Raw genomic sequence first — 25,698 nt, 5'->3', positions numbered from 1 at the left:
TAAATAGCTTAAGTTAATAGCATTGGTGGCGACACGAACCATGGCGGGGGCGAAGGAAGCGCAGAGGGCCACAAAAAAGCCCCGATTTTGGGTCGGGGCTAGTTGATTGTTAATATGGATAATGATTAATGTCCGTGATCTAAATCGTATTCATTTACATCTTTATGATCGTATGGTTCTTCCATCAGTTCATCAATGGTTTTTCCTTTTTTGTTGAAACCAAGGCGTTCTAACATCCTATCGAAAATTAAATACACCACTGGTACAACAATCAGGGTTAAGAATAACGAACTGGTTAGTCCACCAACGATAACCCATGCCAAACCGTTTTTCCACTCCGCACCGGCACCACTGGCCAATGCAATAGGAAGCATACCGAACACCATGGCAATGGTGGTCATCAAAATTGGTCTTAAACGGGCATGGTTGGCCAGTACAAGTGCTTCTTTGGTTTCTTTACCTTCTGCCTTTAAATGGTTGGTAAAATCGACCAGGATAATCGCATTTTTCGCTACCAGACCCATCAACATAATCAAACCTAAAATAGTGAAGATACCGATGGAGTTATTGGTTAAAGCCAGCGCCAGCAACGCCCCGATTACCGCTAACGGAAGCGAGAACATTACCACCAACGGATAGATAAAACTATCGTAAAGGGCAACCATGATCAGGTAAACCAAAATGATTGAAGCCAATAACGCGATACCTAAAGTACCAAAACCTTCGCTCTGGTTCTCCTGGTCACCGGCCCAGCTATAACTTACACCAACCGGTGCTTTTAGTTTGCTGTTTTTCTGCATTTCTTCCAGTTTTGCCTGGAATTCTGCAACCACGGTTCCTGTTGGCCTACCGATTGATTGTGCTTTAACCGATACCGAGGTTGATTTATTTAAACGCTCTAACTGACTTGGGCCTGAGCCTTCGGTAATGGTTGCAAACTGCGATAATTTAATCTGCGCACCTGCACTGTTTACAAAAATCAGGTTACGTACATCGTCAATATTTTTACGGTTAAAGTTCTGATACTGGATATTGATATCATACTCGTATTCGCCTTTTCTGTATTTACCATCGGTGTTACCCGCAAATGCTGTTTGCATGGTAGAACCTACGGTTTGTAAGGTTAAACCAACTGCCGACATCTTATCACGGTCTACCTGAACGTTGATCTCAGGTGTTCCTTTCTCTACCGATAATTTAATCTCTGTAGCTCCGGGAATAGAAGCAAGTACCTTTTGTGCACCTTCTGCATATTTTAAAGCACTATCTAAATCAGATCCCATTACCACCAGCTGGATTGGTGCATTTTCTGCAATACCCAAAATACTGATCGGAACCGTTTTTACTTTTGCTCCTACCAATTCTTTTGCCAATGCACGACTCATTTTGGTTGCAAAAATATCCGATGAAACCCCTTCACGCTGATCGCGCTCTACGAGTTTAACGTTGATTTCTGATTTGTAGGCAGTTGCCTGCGTACCACCAAAGTCACCTGTCGATTGTCCAACAGTAGTAATTAATTGCGTAATTTCTGGTTGTTTATCTAAGAAAGCTTCAGCTTTTTGAGTTAAGAAGTTAGTTTGTTCTAGAGAAGCATCTTTTGGTAACTCCAACTGTACAAGGAATTCACCTTTATCTGATTTAGGGAAGAACTCAGAACCGATAAAACCTCCGACTAATAAGCCGCATGAGCTAAGGAACATCACTACCACCGCAACCAATGTTAGTGCTTTGTGGTTTAACGACCAGGTTAAGATGCTGGTAATCCAAAGGGTAAATTTCTTTAACTGTTTTTCAAACCAAAGGATGAAACGGCCGAATATGTTTTTACCTTCTATATGTTCTAATTTACCAAAACGTGAGAAAATTAACGGTACAATGGTAAACGATGCCACTAACGAAAGTAAAGTTGCAATAATTACCACGATACAGAACTGACGCAGGATATTTGATACCAAACCAGTACTAACCGCAATTGGGAAAAACACTACCACGATTACGAAAGTGATGGATACAACCGTAAAACCAATCTCTCTGGTTGCATCAGATGCTGCCCTTACTTTGTTTTTACCCATCTCCATGTGTCGTTGGATATTCTCCAGTACCACAATCGCATCATCCACAAGGATACCTACCACGAGCGATAAACCTAGCAGCGACATTAAGTTTAAAGTAAAGCCAAATAAGCTGATCCCGATAAAGGTTGCAATTAACGAAACCGGAATAGATACCATTACGATAATCGCGTTACGTAAACTGTGCAGGAAGAAAAGCATTACAAATGCCACTAAAATAACCGCAAGGATTAAATCGTGGATTACCGCATCAGCTGATTCTAAGGTAAAAATAGAGCTGTCGTTAACAATTCTGATGTCGAGCTTATTTGCTGCATATTCAGTTTTTAGCTTGGCAATAATGGCATGTACACCTTTACTTACCTCTACCGCATTTGCATCACTTTGTTTGATGATCTGGATGGCAATAGATGCTTTACGATCGATACGTGCCAGTTTTTCGGTTTCTTTCTGCGAATCCTGAACATCGGCCACATCGCCTAAACGGATTTGCGTTCCGGTTTTAGAAGTAGTTAAAACCAGGTTTCTTAACTCGTCCATGCTTCTGTATTTACCCGATAAACGGATCAGTACATCCTGGTTTTGGGTTTTAACACTTCCGGTAGGGAAATCTAAGTTCGAAGAAAGGATCAATTGCTGCACCTGTGGAACAGAAAGGTTGTAACCCTGTAATTTATCGGCATCTAACGATACCTGGATCTCACGTTCCGAACCACCTACCAGGTTTACCTGTGCAATACCCGCTACCCTCGAAATTACCGGGGCAATACGTTTATCAATTAGATCGTAAAAGGTAATATCATCCATATTGGCTGATGCCGACATCGTGATTACCGGTAAATCGTCTAATGAGAATTTACTTAACGATGGCGTTTTTACATCCTCCGGCAATTCAGAAAGAATGGCGTTTACCTTTCTTTGTGCATCGTTTAAGGAAATATCGATGTTTGCCGCATCGGTTAAGGTGATGGTTACTGTTGATAAACTCTCAAACGATACAGAGTTGATCTTTTTGATGTTTTCCATCGATGATACCGCATCCTCGATCTTTTTGGTTACGGTATTTTCAACCTCATTTGGTGAAGCACCAGGGTAGATGGTCGAAATAGATACTACGTTGTTAGAGAATTTTGGAAGTAATTCATAACCCAACGAAAAGTAACTTAATAGCCCGAGCAGGGTAAGTGCGGTAAACACCACAATCACCAGCGAGGGCCTTTTTATAGATATATCTGTTATCTTCATTTTTCTTGGTATTGCGTTTTGCGATTGGCGTATCGCGTTTTAAAGCTGACTAAATCTCTCGAACTTATTTTACGATACTTACCGGAGTACCTTCAGCTAAGTTAATCTGTCCACTGGTGATCACGGTTTCACCTTCTTTTAAGCCATCAACAATTTCAACATTGTCGCCTAAAATACGGCCTGCAACCACATTACGTACTTTGGCCACATTTGCCGCCCTGTCGTATACAAACACCTGGTTACTGCTTACACTACCTACAAAAGAGGTACGTGGGATAAGAATGCTCGGTGCCTGTTTAGGAAAGTTGAAAACTGCGGTTCCGTACATACCTGCCCTTAAGCTGTTTTTGGTATTGTTGGTTACTTCAATTTCGATAGGGAAATTTAAAGTAGCATCAGCTTTAGGAGCGATAAAAGTAACCTTGCCCGAGAATTTCTCATCAGGGAAAATGGTCGATTTAATCGCGATATTATCTCCGGTTTTTAAGCTGGCAACCTGCGATTCGTTTACGTTAACTTTAAGTTTCAGTTTAGAAACATCAACCAGTTCGAATAACTGCGTGCCCTGTGCCGTTACAAAAGCACCAACTTCGATATATCTTTTGTTAACAATACCGTTAATAGGCGATTTAATATTGGCATCGCTCACTTTACGTTGCGAAGCCTGCAGGCGCAATTTGGCATTTCTGGTAGCTAATTTAGCCTGATCTAACTGCTGCTGCGTTACACCGCCTGTTTCGTACGAACTCTGGTATCTGGCTTCGTCTCTTTTTGCATTTTCGTAAGATGCCTGCGCAGTTTCTCTGTCTGTATTAATAATCTCTGCATCAATACGGGCCAATACCTGTCCTTTGCTTACATGATCACCTTCATCAACATTGATGGCGGTAACACGACCGGCATTTTCCGATAAGAAGTTAAGTTCCTGTTTAGGGGCAAAGTTTCCGTTTGCAACGAAATCCATATCTACAACCTTTTTCTCTACTGTAGCAACACGAACGGCAACCGCACCTCCACCTTTAGCAATGAAAGCAGTTTTCTCTTCGTTTTTCTTTTTATTGTTGCTTAAAACATAGGCTATTGCACCAAGGGCAACAACAACTACGATAATGATGGTAATTACTCTTTTCATTTCTATTGTACTAGCGATTTAATATTTCCGTTTGATTTAATTAGTTGTATTTCGGCTATCTTATAATTTAATAAAGCCTGTGTATAGCTGTTTTGTGCTTCGGTTAACGAATTTTCTGTTTCCAAAAGGTCGGTTAACGAGGCTAAGCCATTGTTATAGTTGTTCTGGGTACTTTTGTAAATCTCCTGTGCCAGATCTGCATTTTTGCGCTGCGATTTAATGGTGTTTAAGTTGTTGCGCAACTGGATTTTAGCATTTTCGTAAGCGAGGTTTAATGAATTTACAGATTCTTTTCTGCTCTCTCTTGCTTTTTTAATATCTACGTCTGCCTGGCGGATTTTTGAACGTGTTAAAAAGCCGTTAAAAATTGGCACTTTTAAAGTTAAGCCAATCGCAGATGCGCCATACCCGATTGCAGCCGCATTTGATTTTAAAAAATCGAAACCATCACTTTGACTTGAGTAGGTATAATTACCTGTTAAAGCCAGAGAGGGATAATATTCGGCAACGTAAGCCTTTCTCTGCAGTGATAAAAGTTTATCCTGGTTGTCAAGAAGTTTCACTTCCGTTCTGTTTGCCAGATCGATAGAATCAGTAAATACAGGAAGCGTAGTTACTTCAGTTAATTCGGTAGCAGGCAGGCTGATCTGTGTAGAAACTGGCATCCCCATCGAAAATTTTAACTGGTTTTCCAGTTGTGTAATCGCATTAATCACCTGCTCGCGCTGTGTATTCAGGTTGGTTAGGTTTACCGTGATCCGGTCTACATCGATTTTTCTGGCCAGGCCGTTTTTAAACTGGTTCGAAATTACCTTCTCTACAATTTTAACGTTCTTGATATTTGTATCAATAACATTTAACTGCTGTCTGTTTACCAAAACCTGGTAGTAGTTATTGGCTACCAGTTCGATAATCTGTTCTTCGGTTAATTTAGACGTTAGGTTATAATATTCCTCACTGGATCTGGCAGCCTGTAAACCGGTAAAAACCTGTTGGTTGAACAATTGCTGCGAAAGTTGAACACCTGCAGTCGAATTCCAGTTCTGACCTAATTTAATCGCTTGTGTTTGTCCGCCGAAATTAGCAACCAGCTGTCCGATAATAGGGTTATAGGTTAAACCAACGTTACCTGTAAGTTGGGGTAAGGCCTGCGCCCTCACTTCCTCAACCTTGTATCTTCCACCTTCAATATCCAGTTTCGCATTGCGTACCTTGGTGTTGTTTTGGAGCGCATAGGTTAGCGCATCTTTTAAGGTTACCTGCTGCTGGGCCACTACCAGTTGCGGTAAAACCGAACCGATCAGGAGTATGAGCATTAACCTTACCATTTTTACTCTAAGCATAATGTATTGTTTTTTGTTTTTGGGTTCTTATCTATTTAAGTTTATATCCCGGCCGGGGGCAAATTCCTTCAGGCCGTTAATCTGCGCACCTTAAACCTCTTACAAATATGGTTGTGAGGTTTTTTTGCTTCATTGTCATTTTGTTAAATGTTTTTTTATCTGGGAAAAGGTCTTTACCGGTTTCCATAATACACATGGTACAAAGCCCCATCAGGCTTTCGAGGTAAAGCTCTGCAATGTGCGCAGTATCATCATGTTCGATTTCTTTTTTCTCTTTTGCCCGACTAAAAATCTCGGCGAAAAAGTCTTTCTCAGATTGTTTTAAGGTTTTTAGTTTCCCTTTTATCACTTCATCGTTCAATAAGTCGGGTATACCTTCTGTAATTCTTAACATGTAATACTTCTGGAAAAAAGTATTTCTTACATCAATGGTGTTAAAAAGGATTTCTTCTATCGGAAGATCAGGGTTGTATTTCTTTTTAATCAGTTCAAAGAAATCGTGAAAAACCCTTTCTATTACTCCGATAATTAAATGCTTTTTATCCGGGAAATAATAATAAAGCGATGGTTTGGAAACGGAGAGATCTTCTGCAATATCGTTCATTGTGGTTTTACCAATACCAAAATGGATAAAGCGTTTTATCGCACCATCAATAATCTGCTCTCTCTTTTTATCGGCTACAATCATTTTACTTTTCTACTTTCTGACTTTTTTAATATTTTAGTCAAAAATAGTGCTAAAAAATGATTTGTCATGAAAGCTTTGTTCAAAAGCGCATTAAGCTTACAATTCTATGACACAATTTTGAGTATTTAACTGTTTATATATCTTTACAAACCAATCATTTAAGAATTTTGCTCATATTCACCAAGCTTTTTATCGTCCTGTTTACCATCATCGCAATGGAGTGTTTCTCGTGGTTTATACATAAGTATTTATTCCATGGCCCATTATGGTTTATGCATAAAAGCCATCATCAAAAGGCTAAATCTTTTTTTGAATGGAATGATTTGTTTGCGGTTTTGTTCGCAATGCTTTCCTTATATTTAATGTATACCGATCGCGATGGTTTTGGCTATAAATTTTTTATCGGTTTGGGCATTACTTTATATGGCATTATTTATTTTGTAGTGCACGATTGGTTTGTACACCGCCGCTTTAAAACCTTTAAAAGTAACAATGCTTATCTGCAGGCTGTGAGGAAGGCGCATAAAATCCACCATAAAAACAGAGGTAAGGAAAAAGGAAAAGCTTTTGGGTTGTTATTTGTAAGGAAGAATTTAATAAGAAAGTGAATAAAATACTTTCAACTAATTAATTAGTTTTATATTTGCTTTATAAATAGATAAATATGAAAAAGTACTTATTCATTCTTCTGGTTTTTGTTGCATCATCTGCCAGTGCTCAAATCATTAAGTTTACGATTAAGGGAGTAATTGCAAATACAGATAGCATTAAATACGCTTATTTAACAACGCTATCTCAACAAATCCCAATTTCAGATGAGAAAATATTTATGGTAATGCCTGTAGTTGATGGGAAATTTGAATTTAATGGGACATTCGATCTCGAAGGAAAAGATTATCAGTATGCAAGTGTTTTTGTTGAAGAAAGAGGGAATATTTCTAAAGAAGAGGCTTTGTCGAAATTTAGAAATTTAATTTGGGTTACGGGTCGTAGGAAGAATGCAAGGCTTCTGGTACTAGAGAATTTAACCTTATCGATTGATGAATATGGAAAAACCAAAGAATCTAAAATTACTGAAAAGGGTATTTTTACAAGGCAAAGCGATGAGGTGGCTGAGGCTATAAAAGCCAGAAATAGAAAAATGATAGCTTTTGTAAAGAAGTATTCAGATTCACCTGTAGCTTTCTATCAGGTTGAACAAATCACCTCCATGTTTGATGAGTCAAGTAGAGATAGGATGCAAAGTATGTGGGGCTCGCCGTTAGAGTTGTTTAATGAACTTTCTCCCAGATTAAAAAATAGTAAAAAGGGGCTTAAATTAAAGAAAAGCATCGATGATAAAGTTAAATAGTAAACTCTTGATTGTGTTGTTTGTAACGTTGTTTAATTTTATAATTTCTGTTAATGCTCAACAAACTTTTCAGGGGAAGCTTACCATAAAATCGGATTTTAGCATGCTCATCGAGCAGCCATTTAAAGTTGTACTGAAAAAGTATGATTTGACTAGATTAGGTGGGGAAGCTGAAACAATTATAATTAAGGATAAAGTGCTGAACTATGAAACTGAGCTTTTGGAGCCAGTAAAGTTATTGATGGATTTTTACTGGAAAAATAAAAAAGTTACATCAGCGAAATTTTGGACAATTCCCGGTAATTATGAAATTGCGATAGACAGTAATTTAGTTCCTGAAATTGTGGGTGTTAAACCTGAGATTATAGCTAACATAATGGAAATTGATCGGCTTTCGACTGTTTTTTCTAAAAAGTCGGAAATAATGATTGAGAATGTTAATTACGAAAATCAAAAAATAGCCGATGTAGAAAAAAAGATTTCGCAAATAAAAGATTCGATAGGTATTGCACTTGATAGAGAAGTGTATCTGCCAGCCATAAAATTAAACGCAAATTCCCCGGTAAGTTTGTATGCCCTTTGGGCGTATGCAGATAGGCCTCTTGGCAATTCAAGAATCGTAACCGAACCAAAAGAAATTGATTCTTTATTAAATACTCTAAGTCTTGAAATAAAGGCGCTCCCTTCAGCAAAAAAATTAATCAATACAATATTGCTAGAAAAACAACTCAAGGTGGGTAACATGATGAAAAACGTATCGTTGCCTGATGTTACTGGCAAAATCTATAGTATAAATGATTTTAAAGGGAAATACATATTGGTCGATTTTTGGGCAAGCTGGTGTACGCCTTGTAGGGCAGAGAACCCTAACCTTATTAAAGCTTTTAATAAATATAAAAAATCTGGATTTCAGATCATAAGCATAACGAGAGACGAATTATCACGGAAAACAGACTGGGTTGAAGCTATTAAAAAAGACAAGGTAGCTGCATGGCTCCAGTTAAGCGATTTTAAAAATATAGCACAGAAGATTTATAACATTGAAGCCATTCCTGCAAATTATCTTATTGACCCAAAAGGTATGATTATTGGTCGAGATTTACGCGGCGAAGATTTAGAAAAAGAACTAAAAAAGATTTTTAAATATTAATAGGTAATCAAATAGTAGTATTTGCAAAAAAATATATTTTAGGTTTAATACTGATTTTTATAATTTTCGATATTAGGGGTAAAGGAAAAGCTTTTGGGTTGTTGTTTGTTAAAGGCGATCTGCTTAAAAATCAATAAAATATTTTTTAACTATATTATTAGTTTTATATTTAATTTATAAATGTAAAACTATGAGAAAACTTATCTTTTGCCTGGCGCTGCTTTTTGTTGGTTCGTTGCATGCACAAACCATCAAATTTACGGTTGGAGGGCTTGTTCAAAAGCCTAAGAATGCAAAATTTGCTTATCTGGTAAGTGAAACACCGGTTGCAGGAAAACCTGATCTGTTTGTGGTTAAGCCAATGGATGGTGATCATTTTACAATCCAGGCATCGTGTAGTTTAGAAGGTAAGCTCCTCAGGAAAGGTTTTGTTTTTCTTGATGAACGTGGCGACATTACCCTGGATGATGTGAAATCAAAAATTAAACAAAAGGTATGGTTTGTTGGTGGCAGTGCCAACCTGAAATCAATTTATCTTGAAGACATTAAACTGGATATCGAAAATCCATTTAATCTGGGCTCAGCAAAAATAATAAGCGGTGGCATTTACCTTCAGCAGTCGAATAATGCCATGGAGGCTTTTAAAGATAAAAAGCTTTTGGATTTTATTAAACAAAATGCTGATTCACCAATTTCACTGATGCAATTGAAAAATTTAATGCCCATGTATTATGGATTGGCCCGCTCTTCGGGCACTGCACCTAATTTTGGTTCGCCTGTTGAATTGTATGGAGCATTATCAAAACGTTTAAAAGAAAGCGAAGAAGGTTTGGCAATAAAAAAGACGATTGATGAAATGGAAAAAAAGAAATAAGTGTTCAGTTAGGACATCAGAAAATATATTTGGCAGGATGCTTGTTCCCAATTAAAAAACTACAAAATGAGAAAAATCTATCTATACTGTTTGCTTTTGCCAGTAACCGTAATCATATCCTGTGGTAAAATGACAGATAAAGATCGTGCTATTAAACTTGTTGAGGCTAAATATGAAAATGGTACACAAAAGCCCGATTTTGAAAATGCGAAGCTTGATAGTCTTTATAATATCTCTCCAAAAGCTTATGATGATAGTGTTAAAAAGGGAAATGAACTCGATGTTACATTGGCTAAATTAGAAAGTGAGATCGAACACCTAAGCCAAGCTGAATCTGATAGCGTAGGTTTGATCAGTGCCCGTTTTACAAAAGAACGTTACCATTTGTTGGAGCTTGCCAAAACAAAGCCTGCTTTTATAGGCTGGCGACTCTCGGGGGTAAGGATAGATAGTGAAATACAGAATTTTGATTTTGATAAGGGCATAACCAAACTTGTTGATTAAGGTTTTATACCTGTATAAACATTTCCTTAAGGCTGGGAATACATCAAGTCAATTATCCATCATCAGGAGACTTTTGCCTTATGAATAAATTGTTCCTGTTATAAGTCAGGTACTATTTTCTTACTTTTGCAGCATAACACAAAATAAACATGCTTCAGATTCAGGAAAATATTTCGTTAAAACCATATAATTCGTTCGGCATTGATGTTAAGGCCAGCTATTTTGCCGAAATATTTGAAGAAGAGGATTTGACGGAGCTTTTTCAGAACGAAATCGTAAAAACGCAAAAGATTTTCGTTATCGGTGGCGGAAGCAATGTGCTGTTTACTCATGATTATGAAGGTTTAGTAATTAAAATCAGTATTAAAGGGCTTCAGGCCCAAATAATAGATAAGCTGGTACTGGTAACTGCAGGAGCAGGAGAGGTTTGGAATGATTTTGTACAATATTGCGTAACCCGAGGTTTCGCGGGGGTAGAAAATTTAAGCCTGATACCCGGAACGGTTGGTGCCTCGCCCATACAAAATATTGGGGCCTATGGGGTAGAGTTGAAAGATGTTTTTGAAAGCTGTACTGCATTTGAACTTAAAACCGGGGAAATTAAAACCTTTACTTATACCGATTGCCACTTCGGTTACCGCGAAAGTATTTTTAAGGGGGCGTTAAAAGGACAATATATCATTACTTCGGTTACTTTCCGTTTATCATCAGAGGCCAGAATTAATACCTCTTATGGTGCAATTGAAGCCGAATTACAGAAAAGAGGAATTGAAAACCCGAATATCGAAGATGTTTCTGAGGCAGTATCGCATATCCGCGTGAGCAAACTCCCCGATCCATCCACCATCGGTAATGCAGGTAGTTTTTTTAAAAACCCGGTGATCGAAAAATACGAATTTGCAGATATTGTTGCTAAACACCCCGATGTGGTGCATTATCCCACAGCTGATGATAAAATTAAACTGGCAGCAGGCTGGCTGATCGAACAGTGCGGCTGGAAAGGCAAAATTGTAGGAAATACTGGTACCTGGAAAAACCAGGCCCTGGTTCTGGTTAACCACGGCGGTGCAACTGGCACGGAAGTTTATGCTTTTTCTGAACAGATTATAGACAGTGTAAAGTCTACTTTTGGAGTCACTTTAGAAAGAGAAGTAAATATTCTGTGACGAAAACCCTTCAAAAGGGGCTTTTGCGGTTTTGGCACCGTGCCACAAATTTTTGGTACTAAGTTTGTTTAGGTTTAAGAGAATAAGCAATAATTCATTTGTTTTAATCTACCTAAAGCTAAACATCATGACAAAATTTGAATTCAATCATCTGGTTAATCATCACTCGGTATCACTTAGATCTTATGCTTTAAATTTCACAAAAGACGCAGAAGACGCAAATGATTTGGTTCAAGACACCATGCTTAAAGCAATTACTTATTACAATAAGTTTAAAGAGGGTACGAACTTAAAGGGATGGTTGTTTACCATTATGAAAAATACTTTCATTAACAACTACCGCCGTTTAGTGAAAACCAATACATTAATTACACAAAGCGAAGATATTTCTTCTGCAAACCTTTCATATAGTGCCACTAAAAACCAGGCCGAAAGCAAATTTGTGCTGGGTGATATTGATAAAGCCCTTTCGCAATTGCCTGAAGAGTATTATGTGCCGTTTATCCGCTATTTTGAAGGATATAAATACCACGAAATTGCAGATATGTTAGAAATTCCTATCGGAACAGTTAAAACACGTATTCACGTGGCAAGGGGAATCCTGAAAAAATATTTAAAAACATATTCGAAAGAAATTGCCAGCACAGAAATGGCTTAAGATACATCAATCGAAAAACTAAGGGCTCAGATTTTATCTGGGCCTTTTTTGTTTGTGATCAATTCTTCGAGAACGTCATTTCGAGCGGAGTGCAACGTAGTCGAGAAATCTGTCTCGAGATAGATCTCTCCGCTCACTGCGTTCCGGTCGAGATGACGTTTTGTTATTCCCAAAATACGCTAAAAAGCAAAAGGCCTGAAAATTCAGGCCTTTTTGCTTATCATATATTTGGTTAGTTGATTCTTATTTTTTCTTTCAACAATTCGCCTTCTCTCTTATTTCGAAACAAATTAAAACCCCGAACAATTATGTGTTTTGAAGCTTTAATACAGTATTTTTGTTTTGTGGTTATAAAGATAAGGGAAATTTTAAATTTGTCAAGCTTTTTTTAACTTTTTTTTTATTTCTTTTGCTACCACTTGCCCTGATATGATTGCAGGTGGCACTCCGGGGCCTGGAACGGTTAATTGTCCCGTATATAAAAAATTTGTTACTTTGCTTTTCATCTTCGGTTTTAAAAAGGCTGTCTGTTTCAAAGTGTTTGCTAATCCATACGCATTTCCTTTAAAAGCATGGTAATCGGCTACAAAATCATTCATGGCATAACTGCGTTTAAACAGAATGTGATCTTTAATGTCGTTTCCCGTTAAGTTTTTGAAGCGTTCTACCAGTAAATTAAAATATTCTTCCCTTTTGCTTTCGCTATCTTTTAAATTTGGTGCAAGCGGAACCAAAAAGAAGAGGTTTTCGCAACCCTCTGGTGCTACGGCCAAATCGGTAACCGAAGGGCAGCAGGCATAAAATAATGGCTTTGCCGGCCATTGCGGTTTGGTATAGATTTCTTCCGCATGCTGATCGAAATTTTCGTCGAAAAACAGGTTGTGATGTAGTATGTTATCCAGTTTTTTATTTAAACCGATGTAAAATAAAAGGCAGGAAGGGGCCATGGTTCTTTCGTCCCAGTATTTTTCGCTGTAGTTGCGGTACGGTTTTTCAAAAAGATGCTGGTCGATATGGTGATAATCGGCATTACCCACAACAAAATCACTTTTAAAAGTACCTTTTGTTGTAATCACCTCTTCGGCAATATTGTTTTTAACTGCTATTTTTTTTACTTCGGTGTTGAAAATAAACTTGACGCCCTGTTCTTCTGCTATTTTTTGCATGGCACTAACAATTTTGTGCATGCCACCCATTGGGTACCAGGTACCTAAAACAAGGTCGGCATAGTTCATTAAGCTATACAACGCTGGTGTATTTTGCGGTGTAGCACCTAAAAACAGAACAGGAAATTCGAGTAATTTCCTCAGACGTTCATTTTTAAACAACTTATGCACATGTTTACGCATATTGCCTAAAAGCTGAAGCTTTATTCCGCTGATGGCCAACCTCGGGTCGAAATACTCCATTATACTGTGCGAAGGCTTGAAAACATATTCATTCATGCCTACATCATACTTGTATTTGGCCTGGTCGAGAAAGGATTTCAGGTTCTTACTACTGCCAGGTTCTAACTTTTCGAACAACTGGTATAAATCATCTAATGTGGCCGGTACGTCAAGGGTATCATCTTTACCAAAATAAATGCGGTAAGATGGACTTAATCTTTTAAGTTCGTAAAAATCAGAAGTTGTTTTATCAAAGAGCTGGTAATAATTTTCGAAAACATCAGGCATCCAGTACCAGCTTGGTCCCATGTCAAAAAGGAAACCATCTTTCTCCCAGGTGCGGGCACGTCCACCTGCCATTTCGTTTTTTTCAATAACGGTAACTTCGCAGCCGTCTTTTGCAAGTAAAGCAGCAGCAGCAAGGCCTGCAAAGCCGGCACCAATAACGGTTATCCTGGGGTTTTTCTCCATGGTGTAAATAAAGGAAATTTATTGCGTTTTGTTTTTGTTTTTTGTTTTTGTCATCCTGAGCGCAGCGAAGGATCTGCCCCACAAGAGCGGAATCCTCAATAGCGCATTTGCTTGGGTCAAGGTGCAATTTTTGTGCTGTGTTTCATCGGTTAAAGATCCTTCGCTACGCTCAGGATGATAGCACAGGGAAGGAATATTTATCTTTTCTATAATCGTATTATTAAGAAAATCCCAGTTTTTATTCTCAAGTTCTATTAAGGCATTCTTTTTTGCTTTGTCCAACCCTTAATTTCCTTTTCACGTTCTATGGCATGCTCGATGTATTGAAACCCTTCGTAATAAACAAGATAGTGGCAGTTGTATTTATAAGTAAAAGCGAATTTATTTTCTTTGTTATCTATGTGTTGCTTAAGTCTTGCTTCTAGGTCATTGGCTACTCCGGTGTAAACAACAGTTTTGTTTTTGTTGGTTAAAATGTAAACGAAATAATTATGATCCATTATTAAAAATAAATATTACTTATTTAATAAAGTATTGGTCATTCTGAGCGCAGCAAAGAATCTGTTTAATAGCTGTACAATCCCGACATCTCGAATTTGCCTTGGTAAGGGTAAAATTTAGGGTGCTGTATTTCATCGCTTGGGGATCCTTCGCTGCGCTCAGGATGACAGTAGAGCAAATACAATAGCTTTTCTTACCTTTATAGCCAAACATGATTAAACTACGGATTCTATTTTTGCTGCTGTTTGCAGTAATTAATATTACTTATGCCCAGTTATCTACCCACGAAATTGCGGTATTGAAAACCAACATGGTTAAAGCGGTAGAAAACGCTAAACTTACTGATTCTTTATTCACAAAACTGGATAGGCTACCCAATAAAACGGCTTTGATTACCGGCTATACGGGTACTTTAGAAGCATTAAAGGCAAAACATTCGTGGAATCCGTATAATAAGATCAAATATGTAAGCCGGTCGCTAAAAACCATGCAAAAAGCGATAGATATGGATAAAGAAAATATGGAAATCCGTTTTATGCGTTTCTCGATTGAATTTTATACCCCTTCATTTCTCGGGTTTAGTAAAGACCTGGCCGCGGATAAAAAAGAAATTATTAAACATTATCAAAATGAAAATTTTGGTCTGGCAGATAATGAACTGGTTAAAAATGTGGCCAAATTTATGATCGACAGTAAAAAATGTACCCCGGCAGAAATTAAAATCTTAAATAAACACCTCTAAAATGCATTATACCTATTTACTGATCAACCTTGCCGTTATCCTCTTTCCGCTGCTTTTGTCATTTGATAAAAAGGTGCATTTCTTTAGCAAATGGAAATTTATATTCCTCGCAATACTAGCCACTGGAGTGGTGTTTTTAGTCTGGGATATGCTGTTTACCAAGCTTAACGTATGGTCGTTCAATCCCGATTATTTGATCGGTATAAACTTAATGGGGCTTCCTTTAGAAGAAATGCTGTTCTTTTTAACCGTTCCCTACGCCTGTGTGTTTATTTACGAGTGTTTAAATGTTTATTTCCCTAAAAACCATCTGCAGAAATATAGTCTGGCGTTGAGCAATTTATTTCTGGGTTTGTGTGTCGCCATGTTGTTTTTTGGTTACAGTAAGTGGTACACATTTATCAACTTCGGTTTTTTGCTTTTGGTATTGGGTTATGTAGAATATGTAAATGTAAAATTCAGGTTTATGTACAAATTTTACCGGGCCTATTTCGTTTCGCTTATTCCTTTTTATATCGTGAATGGATTTTTAACGGCTATTCCGGTGGTGATGTACAACAACAAAGAAAATATAGGATTTAGGGTGGGCAGCATCCCTTTCGAAGATCATTTTTATCTCATGAGTTTGTTATTGATGAATGTTTTCCTTTATGAAGTCTTTAAAAACAGGGGTGTTAAAAAAGAAGATTTAGGTTAGAAAACAATAGATTTTATCCCTAAAAAGATGTCATCCTGTGCGTAGTCGAAGGATAATCTTTTTTTAGAAAATCAACGTACGGTAGTTTTTGGGGGGCTGCGGTCCCGCTTTTCGTTTGTAGTGCCGGCGTGAAGCCGGCAGCTACCACTGCAATCGGGTTTATAAAGAACGGTTTTGCGCTTCGAACCCAATAAAATTCGTCATCTCGACTGGAGCCTTTGCGGAACGAAGAGATCTGTGCTCAATAGATTTAGCTTCGCTGAGCCTTCGGATTCTCGACTGCCTTGCACTCCGCTCGAAATGACGGTATCTCTAGAGAGACTGTCTTCTTAAATTTTTCTATCTTCAACCCGAAATTAATATCGATGGATTTACCCACTTATACCAAACAACAGCTCGCATTACGCAACGGACAAGATAAGCCCCAGATCTGGGTAGCTTATAAAGGGCTAATTTACGATATGACGGATAGCAGGTTATGGCGCAACGGTAAACATTACGAACATTGGGCCGGACAGGATTTAACCGACGAACTGCCCGACGCACCTCATACCGAAGCCGTTTTTGAAAAATTTACGCCCATTGCCGTGTTGGTTAAACCAGGTTCATTTTAGTGAGCGTAGCTTGTTTTAACTCCTTAAATTCAGACGGCCGTTTGCCTACCATTTTATAAAAAGTATTACTGAAAGAGGAAATACTGTTATAACCCACCTGATAGGCCACTTCGCTAATGGTGGCATCACTTTCCAGTAATTTTTCCATTGCTTTAATCATCCGCGCCAGTTTCAGATACTGGAAAAAGGAAGTATCCAAAGCCGATTGAAATAACCGCGAAAGCGTACGTTCGCTAAATCCCATAGCCTTACCCACACTTTCTAAACTCATACCATCATCGGCTAGTCCATCTACAATATGCCGCAATACAGGGCGCAACCTCATGTTTTCAGTAGTAGGGAGTGCAATAGGCAGCGGATGTTCGCTCACTACCGGCAGAATATTTTTTAGTGTATTTAAAAAATCGTATTCATGCGTTTTGGGGGTAATATTCCCGTTCCAGCGCTCAGAAAAGAGGAACATTTCGAGCAAAAGGTTATTTACTGGATAAATGCCAATCTTTTTATAAAATGGGTTTTCATCGTCGGTTGTGCTATCGAAATAGATGTTCCGCACTATGGCGGCATGGTAGCGGTGTTGCAAATGGTGCTCTACCCCGGCGGGGATCCAGACGTAGTGCCGGGCAGGCAAAAAGTAAGATTTCTCTTTAGTGTATAAAAAAATAATGCCGCCTTCTACATAAGTAAGCTGCCCCTTTAAATGGCTATGATCCTGAAATCGGTCTTCGAACCTGCTATGCCAAACATACATGGTTTCTGGTTTTTCGTCGATTGCAAATAAAAAGTCTTCGTTGCTAACTTTTATCATTTGGCTGGTTTGAATAAATATCTGTCAGTTTAGATAAAACAAAGTAACAAATCTGTAGCGAAATTTGCATCATTAATTAACAGATATGATTTTTTTAAAGCGTAAAAGAATGTTTTTGCTAGGTATAGGCTTTCTTTTATCATCAGTTTTTGTACATGCACAGGCCATTCCTGATCAAAGTAATTTTACCATCAGCCAGGTTTGGGCACTGGCCGATAGCAACAATAAAAAGATGCAGATGCAGGGGCTTAATGTGCAGGCAACCGATGTACATGTAAAAGTAAGTAAGGCAGAAAGATTGCCTGAAATTGCTGCCGAAGGCCTTTATGCACACGTTTTTCCCTTACCCATTTACGAAAACGGGTTGTTCCATACCCCAAGCCAGTTTCCTGTTGCGCCTACTTATTATAAAGCCGGTGCCGATGCTTATTTCAATATCTATAACGGCGGAAAAACCACTATCGAAATTAATGCTTCGAAAGTAGAAAGTGAATTGAGCAGAATCCAAAAAAGCCAGAGCAAGCAGGAAATCCATTATACGGCTGCCGTTTATTTTTATGATGTATTCCGCAATATTTCTTACAGGGCTTTATTGGAGCAGGACATCCGCGACCGCGAAAAGCAATTGGCTGAAATTAACCAGCTCTATAAAAACGGTACGATATTAAAAAGTGATGTGTTAAGGGCCGAATTACGTCTTTCGAAACAAAAGATGTTGCTTACCGAAATCGAAAACAGTATCGGCATTGCCAAACAGAAACTCAATATCTTGATCGGTAGGGCAGATGATGCGCCTTTAAATCCACAGATCTCAGACCAGGAAACAGATGCTATTGCCTTAAAACAGGTTGATGAATATTTTAATGATGCAAAAATATCGTCGTATAAGATTCAGATTTCGGAAAAAGAGCAGGCATTAGCTAAACTGAAACTTAAAAATGTAAAGTCGAACATCATGCCTTCTCTGGGTTTCTTCGGTGAATATGCTTTTGCCTATCCGCAGATCCAGTTTTACCCTTATGCACTTTCGCTTTACAGTAATGGTATGGTGGGGCTTAAGATTAAAATTCCGATTTCATCGTGGTACACCAATCAGCATAAAGTAAAAGAAGCGGAAATTAAAGTACATCAGCAGGAAATAGAAGATGAAGATGTGAAAGATCATATCCGCCAGGAAGTGCAGGAAAATTATATCCGCTACAAAGAATCGGTGCAGCGCATCACCTTGGCCGAAGAGAACATTAAACAGGCTGCAGAAAGTTACCGCATTGTGCAGAATACCTATTTCAACCAGTTGTCGCTTTTAACCGATCTGCTTGATGCCGAAACCCAGTTACTGCAATCGAGGTTCGAACTTACCACTGCAAAAGTGAATGCCAAAATGCAATATTATCAATTACAAAAAGCCGTAGGAAATTTATAAAATGAACACACAGAAACAAAGCAAAGCCGATAAAATTATCAGTAGAATTACCACCATCATCGCGCTCATCGTTTTAGTAGTACTGATGGTATGGGGAGGAAAAACACTTTTCGGCTACATGAAATTTGAAGAAACCAACGATGCGCAGGTGGATGAGTACATTAATCCCGTAACGGCAAGGGTAAGCGGTTATATTAAAGCAGTAAAATTTGAAGAAAACCAGGAAGTGAAAAAAGGTGATACACTGGTACTTATTGATGATGATGATTATACCGTACAGCAGGATGAGGCTTCGGCTTCGTTGTTGAATGCTAAAGCACAGGTTTCGGTACAGCAAAGTAACATTAAAACCGCACAGAGTACCGCATTGGTTGCTGCAGCTAAAATTGCAGCGGCAAAAGCAAAACTCTGGAAACAGCAAACAGAATATAACCGCTATAAAAAACTGTTCGATGCAGAATCGGCTACACGCCAGCAGTTAGAAACGATAGAAAGTTTATTGCAGGTGGCACAGGCCGACTACCTGGCTGCCAAAGAAGATTATGCAACAGCCATTTCGAGAACGAACGATATTAAAGCGCAGCGCGAAGTACTGGCATCTGAAATAAAAAGAAGAACGGCAGTAGTAAAAAGAAATAACCTAAATACTTCTTACACAGTTATTGTAGCACCTTACGATGGCAAAATGGGCAGAAGAACGATACAGGTGGGGCAATTGGTTCAAACCGGCCAAACTATCGCCTATCTGGTTGATCGCAGCGCCGGGAAATGGGTAGTGGCCAATTTTAAGGAAACGCAAATTGCCAGGATGCATGTTGGTGAAAAGGTAAATGTAGAAGTAGATGCTTTCCCCGGGCAGTCATTTCAGGGTGAAATAGAATCCCTTTCCGGTGCAACAGGTTCGCGGTTTTCTTTATTGCCCCCAGATAATTCGACCGGAAATTTCGTGAAAATTGCACAAAGAATTCCCGTACGTATCCGCCTGGATAAGCAGGATAAAGGGATTGATGCTTTAAGTGCGGGCATGAGCGCCATTGTTAAAGTGAAAAAAAATGACTGATCGTTTGCCGATATTTAAAACAAAAGTACCTGAATGGCTGGTGATATTGAGCATTTTTGCAGTGCTTCTATCATCCGTATTGCTTTTTGCACTATCTACCGCTGATGGTACCGCTGCGGCGGGTTATTATGGGGCCAGTGCCTCCGACATCCAGTTTTCGATGTTGATGTTTTACGCAGCCGTAGCCAGTTTTGCCGTAGTAGAGCGGCGGTTTTTTGCCCGGGTGGTTACCAAAGATTACCTGCTGATCTGTATTATTTTAGAAATCCTGATTGCCTATTGGTGTTACCATACGCGCGAAATATGGCTCATTTTTACGCTTCGATTTTTACAGGGAATTGTAAACTGTGGTTTAACAAGCATTTCGCTGAATCTGCTTTTTAGCCGCTTAAAATCAGAACATGCAAAAGAAACCGGTTATACCATTTTTTATGGTATGATCCTTTGTGTATCGCCACTTACTGCATTATTTTCGGTACCCATTGTAGAAAATTATGAATATAATGTGGTTTATAAGGCCATTATTTTCTGCTTTTTACCAAGTGCCATTCTGCTTTTCAGTGTAATGAACCGGGTACATGTTTTACGTAAAACACCACTCTATAAAATAGATTGGATGAGTTTTGTGCTTTTTTCGACCATGTTGGTGCTAATTGCTTACGTATTGGTTTATGGGCAGGAATACGATTGGCTTGATGACGAAAGCATTGTTTATTCCATATTGGCCATTTTATTTCTGTTTGCGGTTTCGATAGCACGGCAGCGTACATTGAAAAGACCTGCAGTTGATCTGGCGGTGTTTAAATCGAGGAATTTTGCCATCGGGATTGTTTTTTTAGTAATCCTCTACATTATCCGCGGTGCTTTCGGCTTAACTTCTTCTTATTTTATCACCGTTTTAGGTATGGATTCGCTGCATGCCAACGAAATGATGATTTTTAACATCGCCGGGGTAGTGGCAGGTTCCATCATTGCCATCCGCTTTATGGTGCGCCAAAAACATTTAAGGGTGCTTTGGGTAATGGGTTTTATATTCCTTTTTGTATTCTTTTTGTGGATGTGCCAGTTGTTCGCTACCGAAGCCGGAACAGTTAATTTCTACCTGCCGTTATTTATGCAGGGTTTGGGTGCTGGGATGGTAATGTCGCCCATTGTGATGTTTATTATGTCGTCGGTACCCGAAAATATGAGCCAGTCGGCATCTTCTGTGGGCATTTTTGTGCGTTTTTCGACTTTTAGCCTGAGTTTAGCCTTTATTAATTTCTATCAGCTATACTTTAAAGGAAAACATAATGATGATTTACGGAGCAATCTAACATTGCTCGATTTTAACCTGCCGGATAGGTTAAAAATGTATCAATCGCTATTAAGCAGCAAGGGCATGCCCCACGATGAAGCTGGTAAGGCGGCAATTGGCTTGCTCAATAAAGCTGTGCAAAAGCAAACATTTCTACAGTTCTGTGTAAGTTATTATGAATGGATTGCGGTGCTTTGTTTACTATCAATTATTCTGATTGCCCTGCAACCGGTTATTAGCCGAACAGTGATTAATTTAAGGAACAGGCAGCCTGCTGCGGTAGGGTTTTAGTAGGCGAAACGTCACTGCTACTATTCAATATCGTCATTTCGACTGTAGCGTACCAATTTTTCATTGGTAGCGAAATGGAGAAATCTATATCTCGAGATAGATTTAGCTTCGCTGAGCCTTCGGGTTCTCGACTTCGGTGCACCCGATATCGGATTCATTTCAGGGTCTTTATAGCATGAAGGATGCTGAAATAAATTCAGCATGACGATCGAGTTACACGAAGTGTAAGCAAAAAAAACCGCAGGTTTAGAAGAAATTCATCTCTTAAACCTGCGGTTCGTTTATCTTCAATTGCCAATTGTCAACTGAAAACTACCAATTGAAAACTGACTAAGCTTCAATCGTAAATGCGCTTAAGCTTACAAACTGTTGAATCCTTGCGGCAACTTCTTCGTCGGTTAAGTTTAATAACTTTTCAGTTCCGAATTTTTCTACGCAGAAAGAAGCCAGTGCCGATCCATAAATGATCGCATTTTTCATGTTATTGAAGTTGATGGTACCCACTTTTGCTAAATAACCGATAAAACCACCTGCAAAGGTATCGCCTGCACCAGTTGGATCGAATACTTCAGCCAAAGGTAAAGCAGGAGCAGAGAAAATCTGATCTTCGTGGAACAGTAATGCACCATGTTCGCCTTTTTTAATAATCAAATATTTTGGCCCCATGGCAAGGATTTTTTTAGCTGCTTTAACTAACGAGTATTCGCCTGATAACTGACGGGCTTCTGCATCATTAATCGTTAATACATCAACCAGTTTAATGGTTTCCAGTAAATCATCCATCATAATGTCCATCCAGAAGTTCATGGTATCCATTACGATCAGTTTTGGGCGGTTTTTAAGACGTTTAATTACGGTTTGCTGTACCTGTGGGGTTAAATTGCCCAACATCAGGTATTCGCAGTCCTGATAGCTTTCAGGGATAATCGGATCGAAGTTTTCCAATACATTTAATTCAGTAATTAAAGTATCACGGCTATTCATGTCGTTATGGTATTTTCCCGACCAGAAAAATGATTTTTCGCCTGCTTTAATCTGTAATCCTTCGGTATCAATGCCGTGATTGGTAAAGGTATCGATGTCTGACTGATGGAAATCGTCACCAACAACTGCTACAATTTTTGCTTTATTATAAAAGTAAGAAGCAGCTAAACTTGCGTAGGTTGCTGCCCCACCAACAATTTTATCCGTTTTTCCGAAAGGAGTTTCAATAGCATCAAAAGCTACAGTACCTATGATTATCAGGCTCATATCTTTGTATTAATTTTTTTTCTAAATTTTTTCACTGCAAATATTGCATAAATAATTTAAAAGCCCTAATATTGCATTCCCAAAACGAACAAGCGGATATTTGCTGAAAAGCTTAAAAAGCCTGTTTTTTTGGACAGCCGGATTCCTTCTTAGCTCAGCCNCTTAAAAAGCCTGTTTTTTTGGACAGCCGGATTCCTTCTTAGCTCAGCCGGTTAGAGCATCTGACTGTTAATCAGAGGGTCGCTGGTTCGAGCCCAGCAGAAGGAGCTTCAAAAGCCACAACGAAAGTTGTGGCTTTTTGTTTAAAGACTGTTTTTGGGCGAGAAGTTTATCCCGATTTTACATCGGGGAGCCCAGCAGAAGGAGCTTCAAAAGCCACAACGAAAGTTGTGGTTTTTTGTTTAAAGACTGTTTTTGGGCGAGAAGTTTATCCCGATTTTACATCGGGGAGCCCAGCAGAAGGAGCTTCAAAAGCCACAACGAAAGTTGTGGTTTTTTGTTTAAAGACTGTTTTTGGGCGAGAAGTTTATCCCGATTTTACATCGGGGAGCCCAGCAGAAGGAGCTTCAAAAGCCACAACGAAAGTTGTGGTTTTTTGTTTAAAGACTGTTTTTGGGCGAGAAGTTTATCCCGATTTCACATCGGGGAGCCCTGCAGAAGGAGCATAATTGAAGCCTTACGACATTCTTTGGAAGCTTTTTTTTTATACTTCTTACCGGGCCATAAATTCAACCTGAGGGCAGCAGCAAGAAATCTATTTATTTCCTTTGCTTAATATGTAATCAACTGTTTCATCAACCCAGTTGTTACTTGTAAGTTCTACATCGGGTTTAACACCAACACCTTCTAACGAATGTCCTGCACGAGTGGTGATTTGGCAGTTTGGTGTAAACATCCAAACCACGTTATCAGAGCCTGGCAAATAAGCATTCATACTATTGCCTGGGTTTCCTGCCCCGGCAGTGGTTTTTCCTAAAATAGTTGCCCTTTTCATTTCTTTTGCAGTAAAAGCAAAATATTCGGCTGCCGAAAAGGTTTTTTCAGAGAGAATAATATACAAAGGTGTGTTAAAGAATTTAGGTCCCTGCGAATAATTGAAAATTACTTCGCTCTGATGCCAGTTGGTTTCGTCCGTACATTTTTTGATCAGAAGCGTTTGATAATCTTTTGATTCATAAAAAAACTGATTGATAAAGGCACTGCTGGCGCCATCTCCACCAGGGTTTTCGGTAATGTCGAAGATTATCTGCTTACACCCTGCTACTGAATCCAGTGCGCTCCGAATTTTTTTAAATGCTTCTTCTCCGGCAATACAGGCATCCCACTTGATGTATCCAATATTGTTCTTCAAAATCTTAATGCTGGTAATACCTGCCGTAAAGGGTGGTTGTTTTTGTGGCTGAGACTGTGGTTTAGTTTCAGTTTGAGGCTCGATGGTATACGCAATTACGTTAAAATGTTTATCGCTTGTTTCTTTACGGAGCATATCTGTAATCATTTTTGCTGCAACCTGTACCGATACGTTTTCAAATAACTTTTCGCGCTCCATTTCTGTTACTTTTTTGACCAGCTTATCGGCTTTCTTTTTATCAAAGTACTTTTGTTTGAGATTGGTTTTTACAACAGTTGTCAGAAAACGGATGTCTTCCTGTACCGATGGCTTATGTTGCGAACAAGCTGTTAATGTGATTACAGATACAAGAAATAAAGATAGAATTGCAGTGAAATTTTTGACCATTGATGAAAGCGTTAAAGGTTTATCGTTGATATCAAAAATATAAAAATTATCATGAACTAATGATTTATTATAGTTGAAATTAGCCTTTTACAAGGATTTAAAACGTTTTAGTAAATAGGCTAGAATTGCCTGAAATGAGGCACAAGTATAATGCGGATAACCATTTTATCCGCATCTATTTCATTAAAAGAAATTTTAATTTCTGATCAAAGGTATCTGAAGATTGCTTGGCCTGTTTTCTTCTGTATCAAAACCTCGTCCATCAACATTTCTTGCACCCCAGAACAAAAGATTATCCAATGGGTATATCAGATCATATTCGGCAAATACTTGTCCTTCTGCCAACCCAAACGGTGCAAATGTTTTTTTAAGGATATCCTGTGTTTTATTTACTTCCCAATGTTCGTAGCCGTTAAGTGCAATTTTATTGAGCAGATCGGCAAAGGGCTGATTAAGTGCAGTAACCTGGTAGCCCTCATCGGCGATAAACTTTACCTTTTGGGCGCCGGCAGCAATAGGGTGTTCTCCCTGCCATACCATGTGTCCCTTAAGTTCTATTTTAGATAATGGTGTTTCGCCATAAGGATCTGCCGAATTGATGATTTCGAGTTCAAATTTGTCGTTTGCTAGATAACTAAACTTCCTTTTCAGGTAAAAAGGTTTAAGTGAGCCATCTTCGTTTTTAAGGCTACTCGGACGGATCTCGAATGCGATGCTTATCCATTCTCCTAAAATATGCTCTTTAATTTCTGCTGGTGTCATAGTTTTAATCCTTTAAATGGTTGTATATTAAGTATGAACAAATTTACTACCTTCGGTTCCTATCCGGAATAGTCGTAAATATTGTGCTTAGTACATCATTTTAGACCAATGGCAAATAAAAGAAAGAACAAAGATTTTAACCCTAATAATTGTGGGGTAACACACTTTTTGAATAAAATTGGCGGCAAATGGAAAGTGCTGATTATTTATGCCATCAGCCTAAACTGCAACCGTTTTAGCTTGTTGAAAAAAGGTATCCCAACCATTAGTAAACAAACGTTGGTAAACCTGCTTAAAGAACTGGAAGAAGACCACATTATAGCGCGTACTGTGTTCCCTGAAATACCGCCACGTGTTGAATATAAAATTACACCCTACGGACTTTCGCTCCTTCCACTGATCAAAACAATTGAACAATGGGGCAGGGATGATATGGCAGCAGTAATAAAAAAATAGGTATGTTTCAATC

Annotated in this window: 26 protein-coding genes and 1 tRNA gene; 16 read left to right on the top strand and 11 right to left on the bottom strand. The window is 38.7% G+C overall.

Features of this window, described 5'->3' with window-relative positions; genetic code table 11:
• Nucleotides 1-125 precede the first annotated feature (125 nt).
• From DRW42_RS20910 to DRW42_RS20895, 4 genes are all read right to left on the bottom strand, one after another.
• Nucleotides 126-3,320, bottom strand: a complete 3,195-nt coding sequence (locus tag DRW42_RS20910; protein WP_113950776.1) for an efflux RND transporter permease subunit — start codon at nucleotides 3,318-3,320, stop codon at nucleotides 126-128.
• 64 nt (nucleotides 3,321-3,384) lie between these two features.
• Nucleotides 3,385-4,452 carry an efflux RND transporter periplasmic adaptor subunit gene (locus DRW42_RS20905; protein ID WP_113950775.1) on the bottom strand — a complete coding sequence of 356 codons (1,068 nt, stop codon included), beginning with the start codon at nucleotides 4,450-4,452 and terminating at the stop codon, nucleotides 3,385-3,387.
• A gap of 2 nt (nucleotides 4,453-4,454) precedes the next feature.
• Entirely contained in the window at nucleotides 4,455-5,795 is a 1,341-nt protein-coding gene (locus DRW42_RS20900) for a TolC family protein (protein ID WP_113950774.1), read from the bottom strand.
• A gap of 76 nt (nucleotides 5,796-5,871) precedes the next feature.
• Nucleotides 5,872-6,483 (bottom strand): TetR/AcrR family transcriptional regulator, encoded by a 612-nt coding sequence (locus DRW42_RS20895; protein WP_113950773.1) that lies wholly within the window; start codon nucleotides 6,481-6,483, stop codon nucleotides 5,872-5,874.
• 167 nt (nucleotides 6,484-6,650) lie between these two features.
• On the opposite strand from DRW42_RS20895, the gene DRW42_RS20890 reads away from it, so the two are divergent.
• The 7 genes from DRW42_RS20890 (at nucleotide 6,651) to DRW42_RS20860 (ending at nucleotide 12,186) form a co-directional block, all read left to right on the top strand.
• A complete protein-coding gene (locus DRW42_RS20890; RefSeq protein ID WP_279634189.1) occupies nucleotides 6,651-7,091 on the top strand; it encodes a sterol desaturase family protein in 441 nt (146 codons plus the stop codon).
• 56 nt (nucleotides 7,092-7,147) lie between these two features.
• Nucleotides 7,148-7,834 (top strand): DUF4369 domain-containing protein, encoded by a 687-nt coding sequence (locus DRW42_RS20885; RefSeq protein WP_113950771.1) that lies wholly within the window; start codon nucleotides 7,148-7,150, stop codon nucleotides 7,832-7,834.
• Nucleotides 7,818-8,984 carry a TlpA family protein disulfide reductase gene (locus DRW42_RS20880; RefSeq protein ID WP_113950770.1) on the top strand — a complete coding sequence of 389 codons (1,167 nt, stop codon included), beginning with the start codon at nucleotides 7,818-7,820 and terminating at the stop codon, nucleotides 8,982-8,984. Before DRW42_RS20885 ends, DRW42_RS20880 begins: the two co-directional genes overlap by 17 nt.
• Before the next feature lie 190 nt (nucleotides 8,985-9,174).
• Nucleotides 9,175-9,858 (top strand): hypothetical protein, encoded by a 684-nt coding sequence (locus tag DRW42_RS20875; RefSeq protein WP_113950769.1) that lies wholly within the window; start codon nucleotides 9,175-9,177, stop codon nucleotides 9,856-9,858.
• Between the two features lie 66 nt (nucleotides 9,859-9,924).
• The gene (locus DRW42_RS20870; RefSeq protein ID WP_147243786.1) at nucleotides 9,925-10,362 is read left to right on the top strand and encodes a hypothetical protein; all 438 of its coding nucleotides are present in this window, start codon (nucleotides 9,925-9,927) and stop codon (nucleotides 10,360-10,362) included.
• A 149-nt stretch (nucleotides 10,363-10,511) separates the two neighbouring features.
• Nucleotides 10,512-11,528: a UDP-N-acetylmuramate dehydrogenase gene (gene murB, locus DRW42_RS20865; RefSeq protein WP_113950767.1), complete on the top strand. Its 1,017-nt coding sequence runs from the start codon at nucleotides 10,512-10,514 to the stop codon at nucleotides 11,526-11,528.
• A gap of 127 nt (nucleotides 11,529-11,655) precedes the next feature.
• The gene (locus DRW42_RS20860; RefSeq protein ID WP_025142035.1) at nucleotides 11,656-12,186 is read left to right on the top strand and encodes an RNA polymerase sigma factor; all 531 of its coding nucleotides are present in this window, start codon (nucleotides 11,656-11,658) and stop codon (nucleotides 12,184-12,186) included.
• A gap of 377 nt (nucleotides 12,187-12,563) precedes the next feature.
• Here DRW42_RS20860 and DRW42_RS20855 read toward each other — a convergent pair whose 3' ends face one another.
• The 3 genes from DRW42_RS20855 to DRW42_RS29325 are packed head-to-tail and all read right to left on the bottom strand — an operon-like array spanning nucleotide 12,564 to nucleotide 14,545.
• The gene (locus DRW42_RS20855; protein ID WP_113950766.1) at nucleotides 12,564-14,045 is read right to left on the bottom strand and encodes a phytoene desaturase family protein; all 1,482 of its coding nucleotides are present in this window, start codon (nucleotides 14,043-14,045) and stop codon (nucleotides 12,564-12,566) included.
• An 18-nt stretch (nucleotides 14,046-14,063) separates the two neighbouring features.
• Nucleotides 14,064-14,327: a hypothetical protein gene (locus tag DRW42_RS29330; RefSeq protein ID WP_158544376.1), complete on the bottom strand. Its 264-nt coding sequence runs from the start codon at nucleotides 14,325-14,327 to the stop codon at nucleotides 14,064-14,066.
• Nucleotides 14,300-14,545 (bottom strand): GIY-YIG nuclease family protein, encoded by a 246-nt coding sequence (locus DRW42_RS29325; protein ID WP_113950765.1) that lies wholly within the window; start codon nucleotides 14,543-14,545, stop codon nucleotides 14,300-14,302. The genes DRW42_RS29330 and DRW42_RS29325 overlap by 28 nt, the downstream gene beginning before the upstream one ends.
• A 212-nt stretch (nucleotides 14,546-14,757) precedes the next feature.
• Here DRW42_RS29325 and DRW42_RS20845 point away from each other — a divergent pair, with 212 nt between their 5' ends.
• The 3 genes from DRW42_RS20845 (at nucleotide 14,758) to DRW42_RS20835 (ending at nucleotide 16,599) form a co-directional block, all read left to right on the top strand.
• Nucleotides 14,758-15,288 carry a hypothetical protein gene (locus tag DRW42_RS20845; protein ID WP_113950764.1) on the top strand — a complete coding sequence of 177 codons (531 nt, stop codon included), beginning with the start codon at nucleotides 14,758-14,760 and terminating at the stop codon, nucleotides 15,286-15,288.
• A 1-nt stretch (nucleotide 15,289) separates the two neighbouring features.
• Nucleotides 15,290-15,985 (top strand): lycopene cyclase domain-containing protein, encoded by a 696-nt coding sequence (locus DRW42_RS20840; RefSeq protein WP_113950763.1) that lies wholly within the window; start codon nucleotides 15,290-15,292, stop codon nucleotides 15,983-15,985.
• Nucleotides 15,986-16,350: 365 nt separating this feature from the next.
• On the top strand, nucleotides 16,351-16,599 hold the full coding sequence (locus DRW42_RS20835; protein WP_113950762.1) for a cytochrome b5 domain-containing protein: 249 nt from the start codon (nucleotides 16,351-16,353) through the stop codon (nucleotides 16,597-16,599).
• Here the strand turns inward: DRW42_RS20835 and DRW42_RS20830 are convergent.
• Nucleotides 16,580-17,407, bottom strand: coding sequence for a helix-turn-helix domain-containing protein (locus DRW42_RS20830; RefSeq protein ID WP_113950761.1), 828 nt, complete (start codon nucleotides 17,405-17,407; stop codon nucleotides 16,580-16,582). The two genes, DRW42_RS20835 and DRW42_RS20830, sit on opposite strands and share 20 nt — an antisense overlap.
• An 85-nt stretch (nucleotides 17,408-17,492) precedes the next feature.
• Here DRW42_RS20830 and DRW42_RS20825 point away from each other — a divergent pair, with 85 nt between their 5' ends.
• The 3 genes from DRW42_RS20825 to DRW42_RS20815 are packed head-to-tail and all read left to right on the top strand — an operon-like array spanning nucleotide 17,493 to nucleotide 21,478.
• The gene (locus tag DRW42_RS20825; RefSeq protein ID WP_113950760.1) at nucleotides 17,493-18,830 is read left to right on the top strand and encodes a TolC family protein; all 1,338 of its coding nucleotides are present in this window, start codon (nucleotides 17,493-17,495) and stop codon (nucleotides 18,828-18,830) included.
• A gap of 1 nt (nucleotide 18,831) precedes the next feature.
• Entirely contained in the window at nucleotides 18,832-19,890 is a 1,059-nt protein-coding gene (locus tag DRW42_RS20820) for an HlyD family secretion protein (protein ID WP_113950759.1), read from the top strand.
• Entirely contained in the window at nucleotides 19,883-21,478 is a 1,596-nt protein-coding gene (locus DRW42_RS20815) for an MFS transporter (protein ID WP_113950758.1), read from the top strand. The genes DRW42_RS20820 and DRW42_RS20815 overlap by 8 nt, the downstream gene beginning before the upstream one ends.
• A 330-nt stretch (nucleotides 21,479-21,808) precedes the next feature.
• Here the strand turns inward: DRW42_RS20815 and DRW42_RS20810 are convergent, their stop codons facing one another.
• On the bottom strand, nucleotides 21,809-22,729 hold the full coding sequence (locus DRW42_RS20810) for a PfkB family carbohydrate kinase (RefSeq protein ID WP_113950757.1): 921 nt from the start codon (nucleotides 22,727-22,729) through the stop codon (nucleotides 21,809-21,811).
• A gap of 193 nt (nucleotides 22,730-22,922) precedes the next feature.
• Here DRW42_RS20810 and DRW42_RS20805 point away from each other — a divergent pair.
• Together DRW42_RS20805 and DRW42_RS20800 are read left to right on the top strand one after the other, a co-directional pair.
• Nucleotides 22,923-22,996, top strand: a tRNA-Asn gene (locus tag DRW42_RS20805).
• 23 nt (nucleotides 22,997-23,019) lie between these two features.
• The gene (locus DRW42_RS20800; protein ID WP_113950756.1) at nucleotides 23,020-23,397 is read left to right on the top strand and encodes a hypothetical protein; all 378 of its coding nucleotides are present in this window, start codon (nucleotides 23,020-23,022) and stop codon (nucleotides 23,395-23,397) included.
• Nucleotides 23,398-23,483: 86 nt separating this feature from the next.
• Here DRW42_RS20800 and DRW42_RS20795 read toward each other — a convergent pair whose 3' ends face one another.
• Together DRW42_RS20795 and DRW42_RS20790 are read right to left on the bottom strand one after the other, a co-directional pair.
• A complete protein-coding gene (locus DRW42_RS20795; protein ID WP_113950755.1) occupies nucleotides 23,484-24,467 on the bottom strand; it encodes a S41 family peptidase in 984 nt (327 codons plus the stop codon).
• Between the two features lie 195 nt (nucleotides 24,468-24,662).
• Nucleotides 24,663-25,229, bottom strand: coding sequence for a hypothetical protein (locus DRW42_RS20790; protein WP_113950754.1), 567 nt, complete (start codon nucleotides 25,227-25,229; stop codon nucleotides 24,663-24,665).
• 108 nt (nucleotides 25,230-25,337) lie between these two features.
• Between DRW42_RS20790 and DRW42_RS20785 the strand changes: the two genes are divergently transcribed.
• Nucleotides 25,338-25,685, top strand: a complete 348-nt coding sequence (locus DRW42_RS20785; protein WP_113950753.1) for a winged helix-turn-helix transcriptional regulator — start codon at nucleotides 25,338-25,340, stop codon at nucleotides 25,683-25,685.
• The last annotated feature ends 13 nt before the right edge of the window (nucleotides 25,686-25,698 follow it).

Origin of the sequence: Pedobacter miscanthi (assembly GCF_003315595.1) — a bacterium.
Classification (GTDB): domain Bacteria; phylum Bacteroidota; class Bacteroidia; order Sphingobacteriales; family Sphingobacteriaceae; genus Pedobacter; species Pedobacter miscanthi.
The sequence above is the reverse complement of the archived record's forward strand: the minus strand, read 5'-3'. Positions and strand labels throughout refer to the sequence as shown.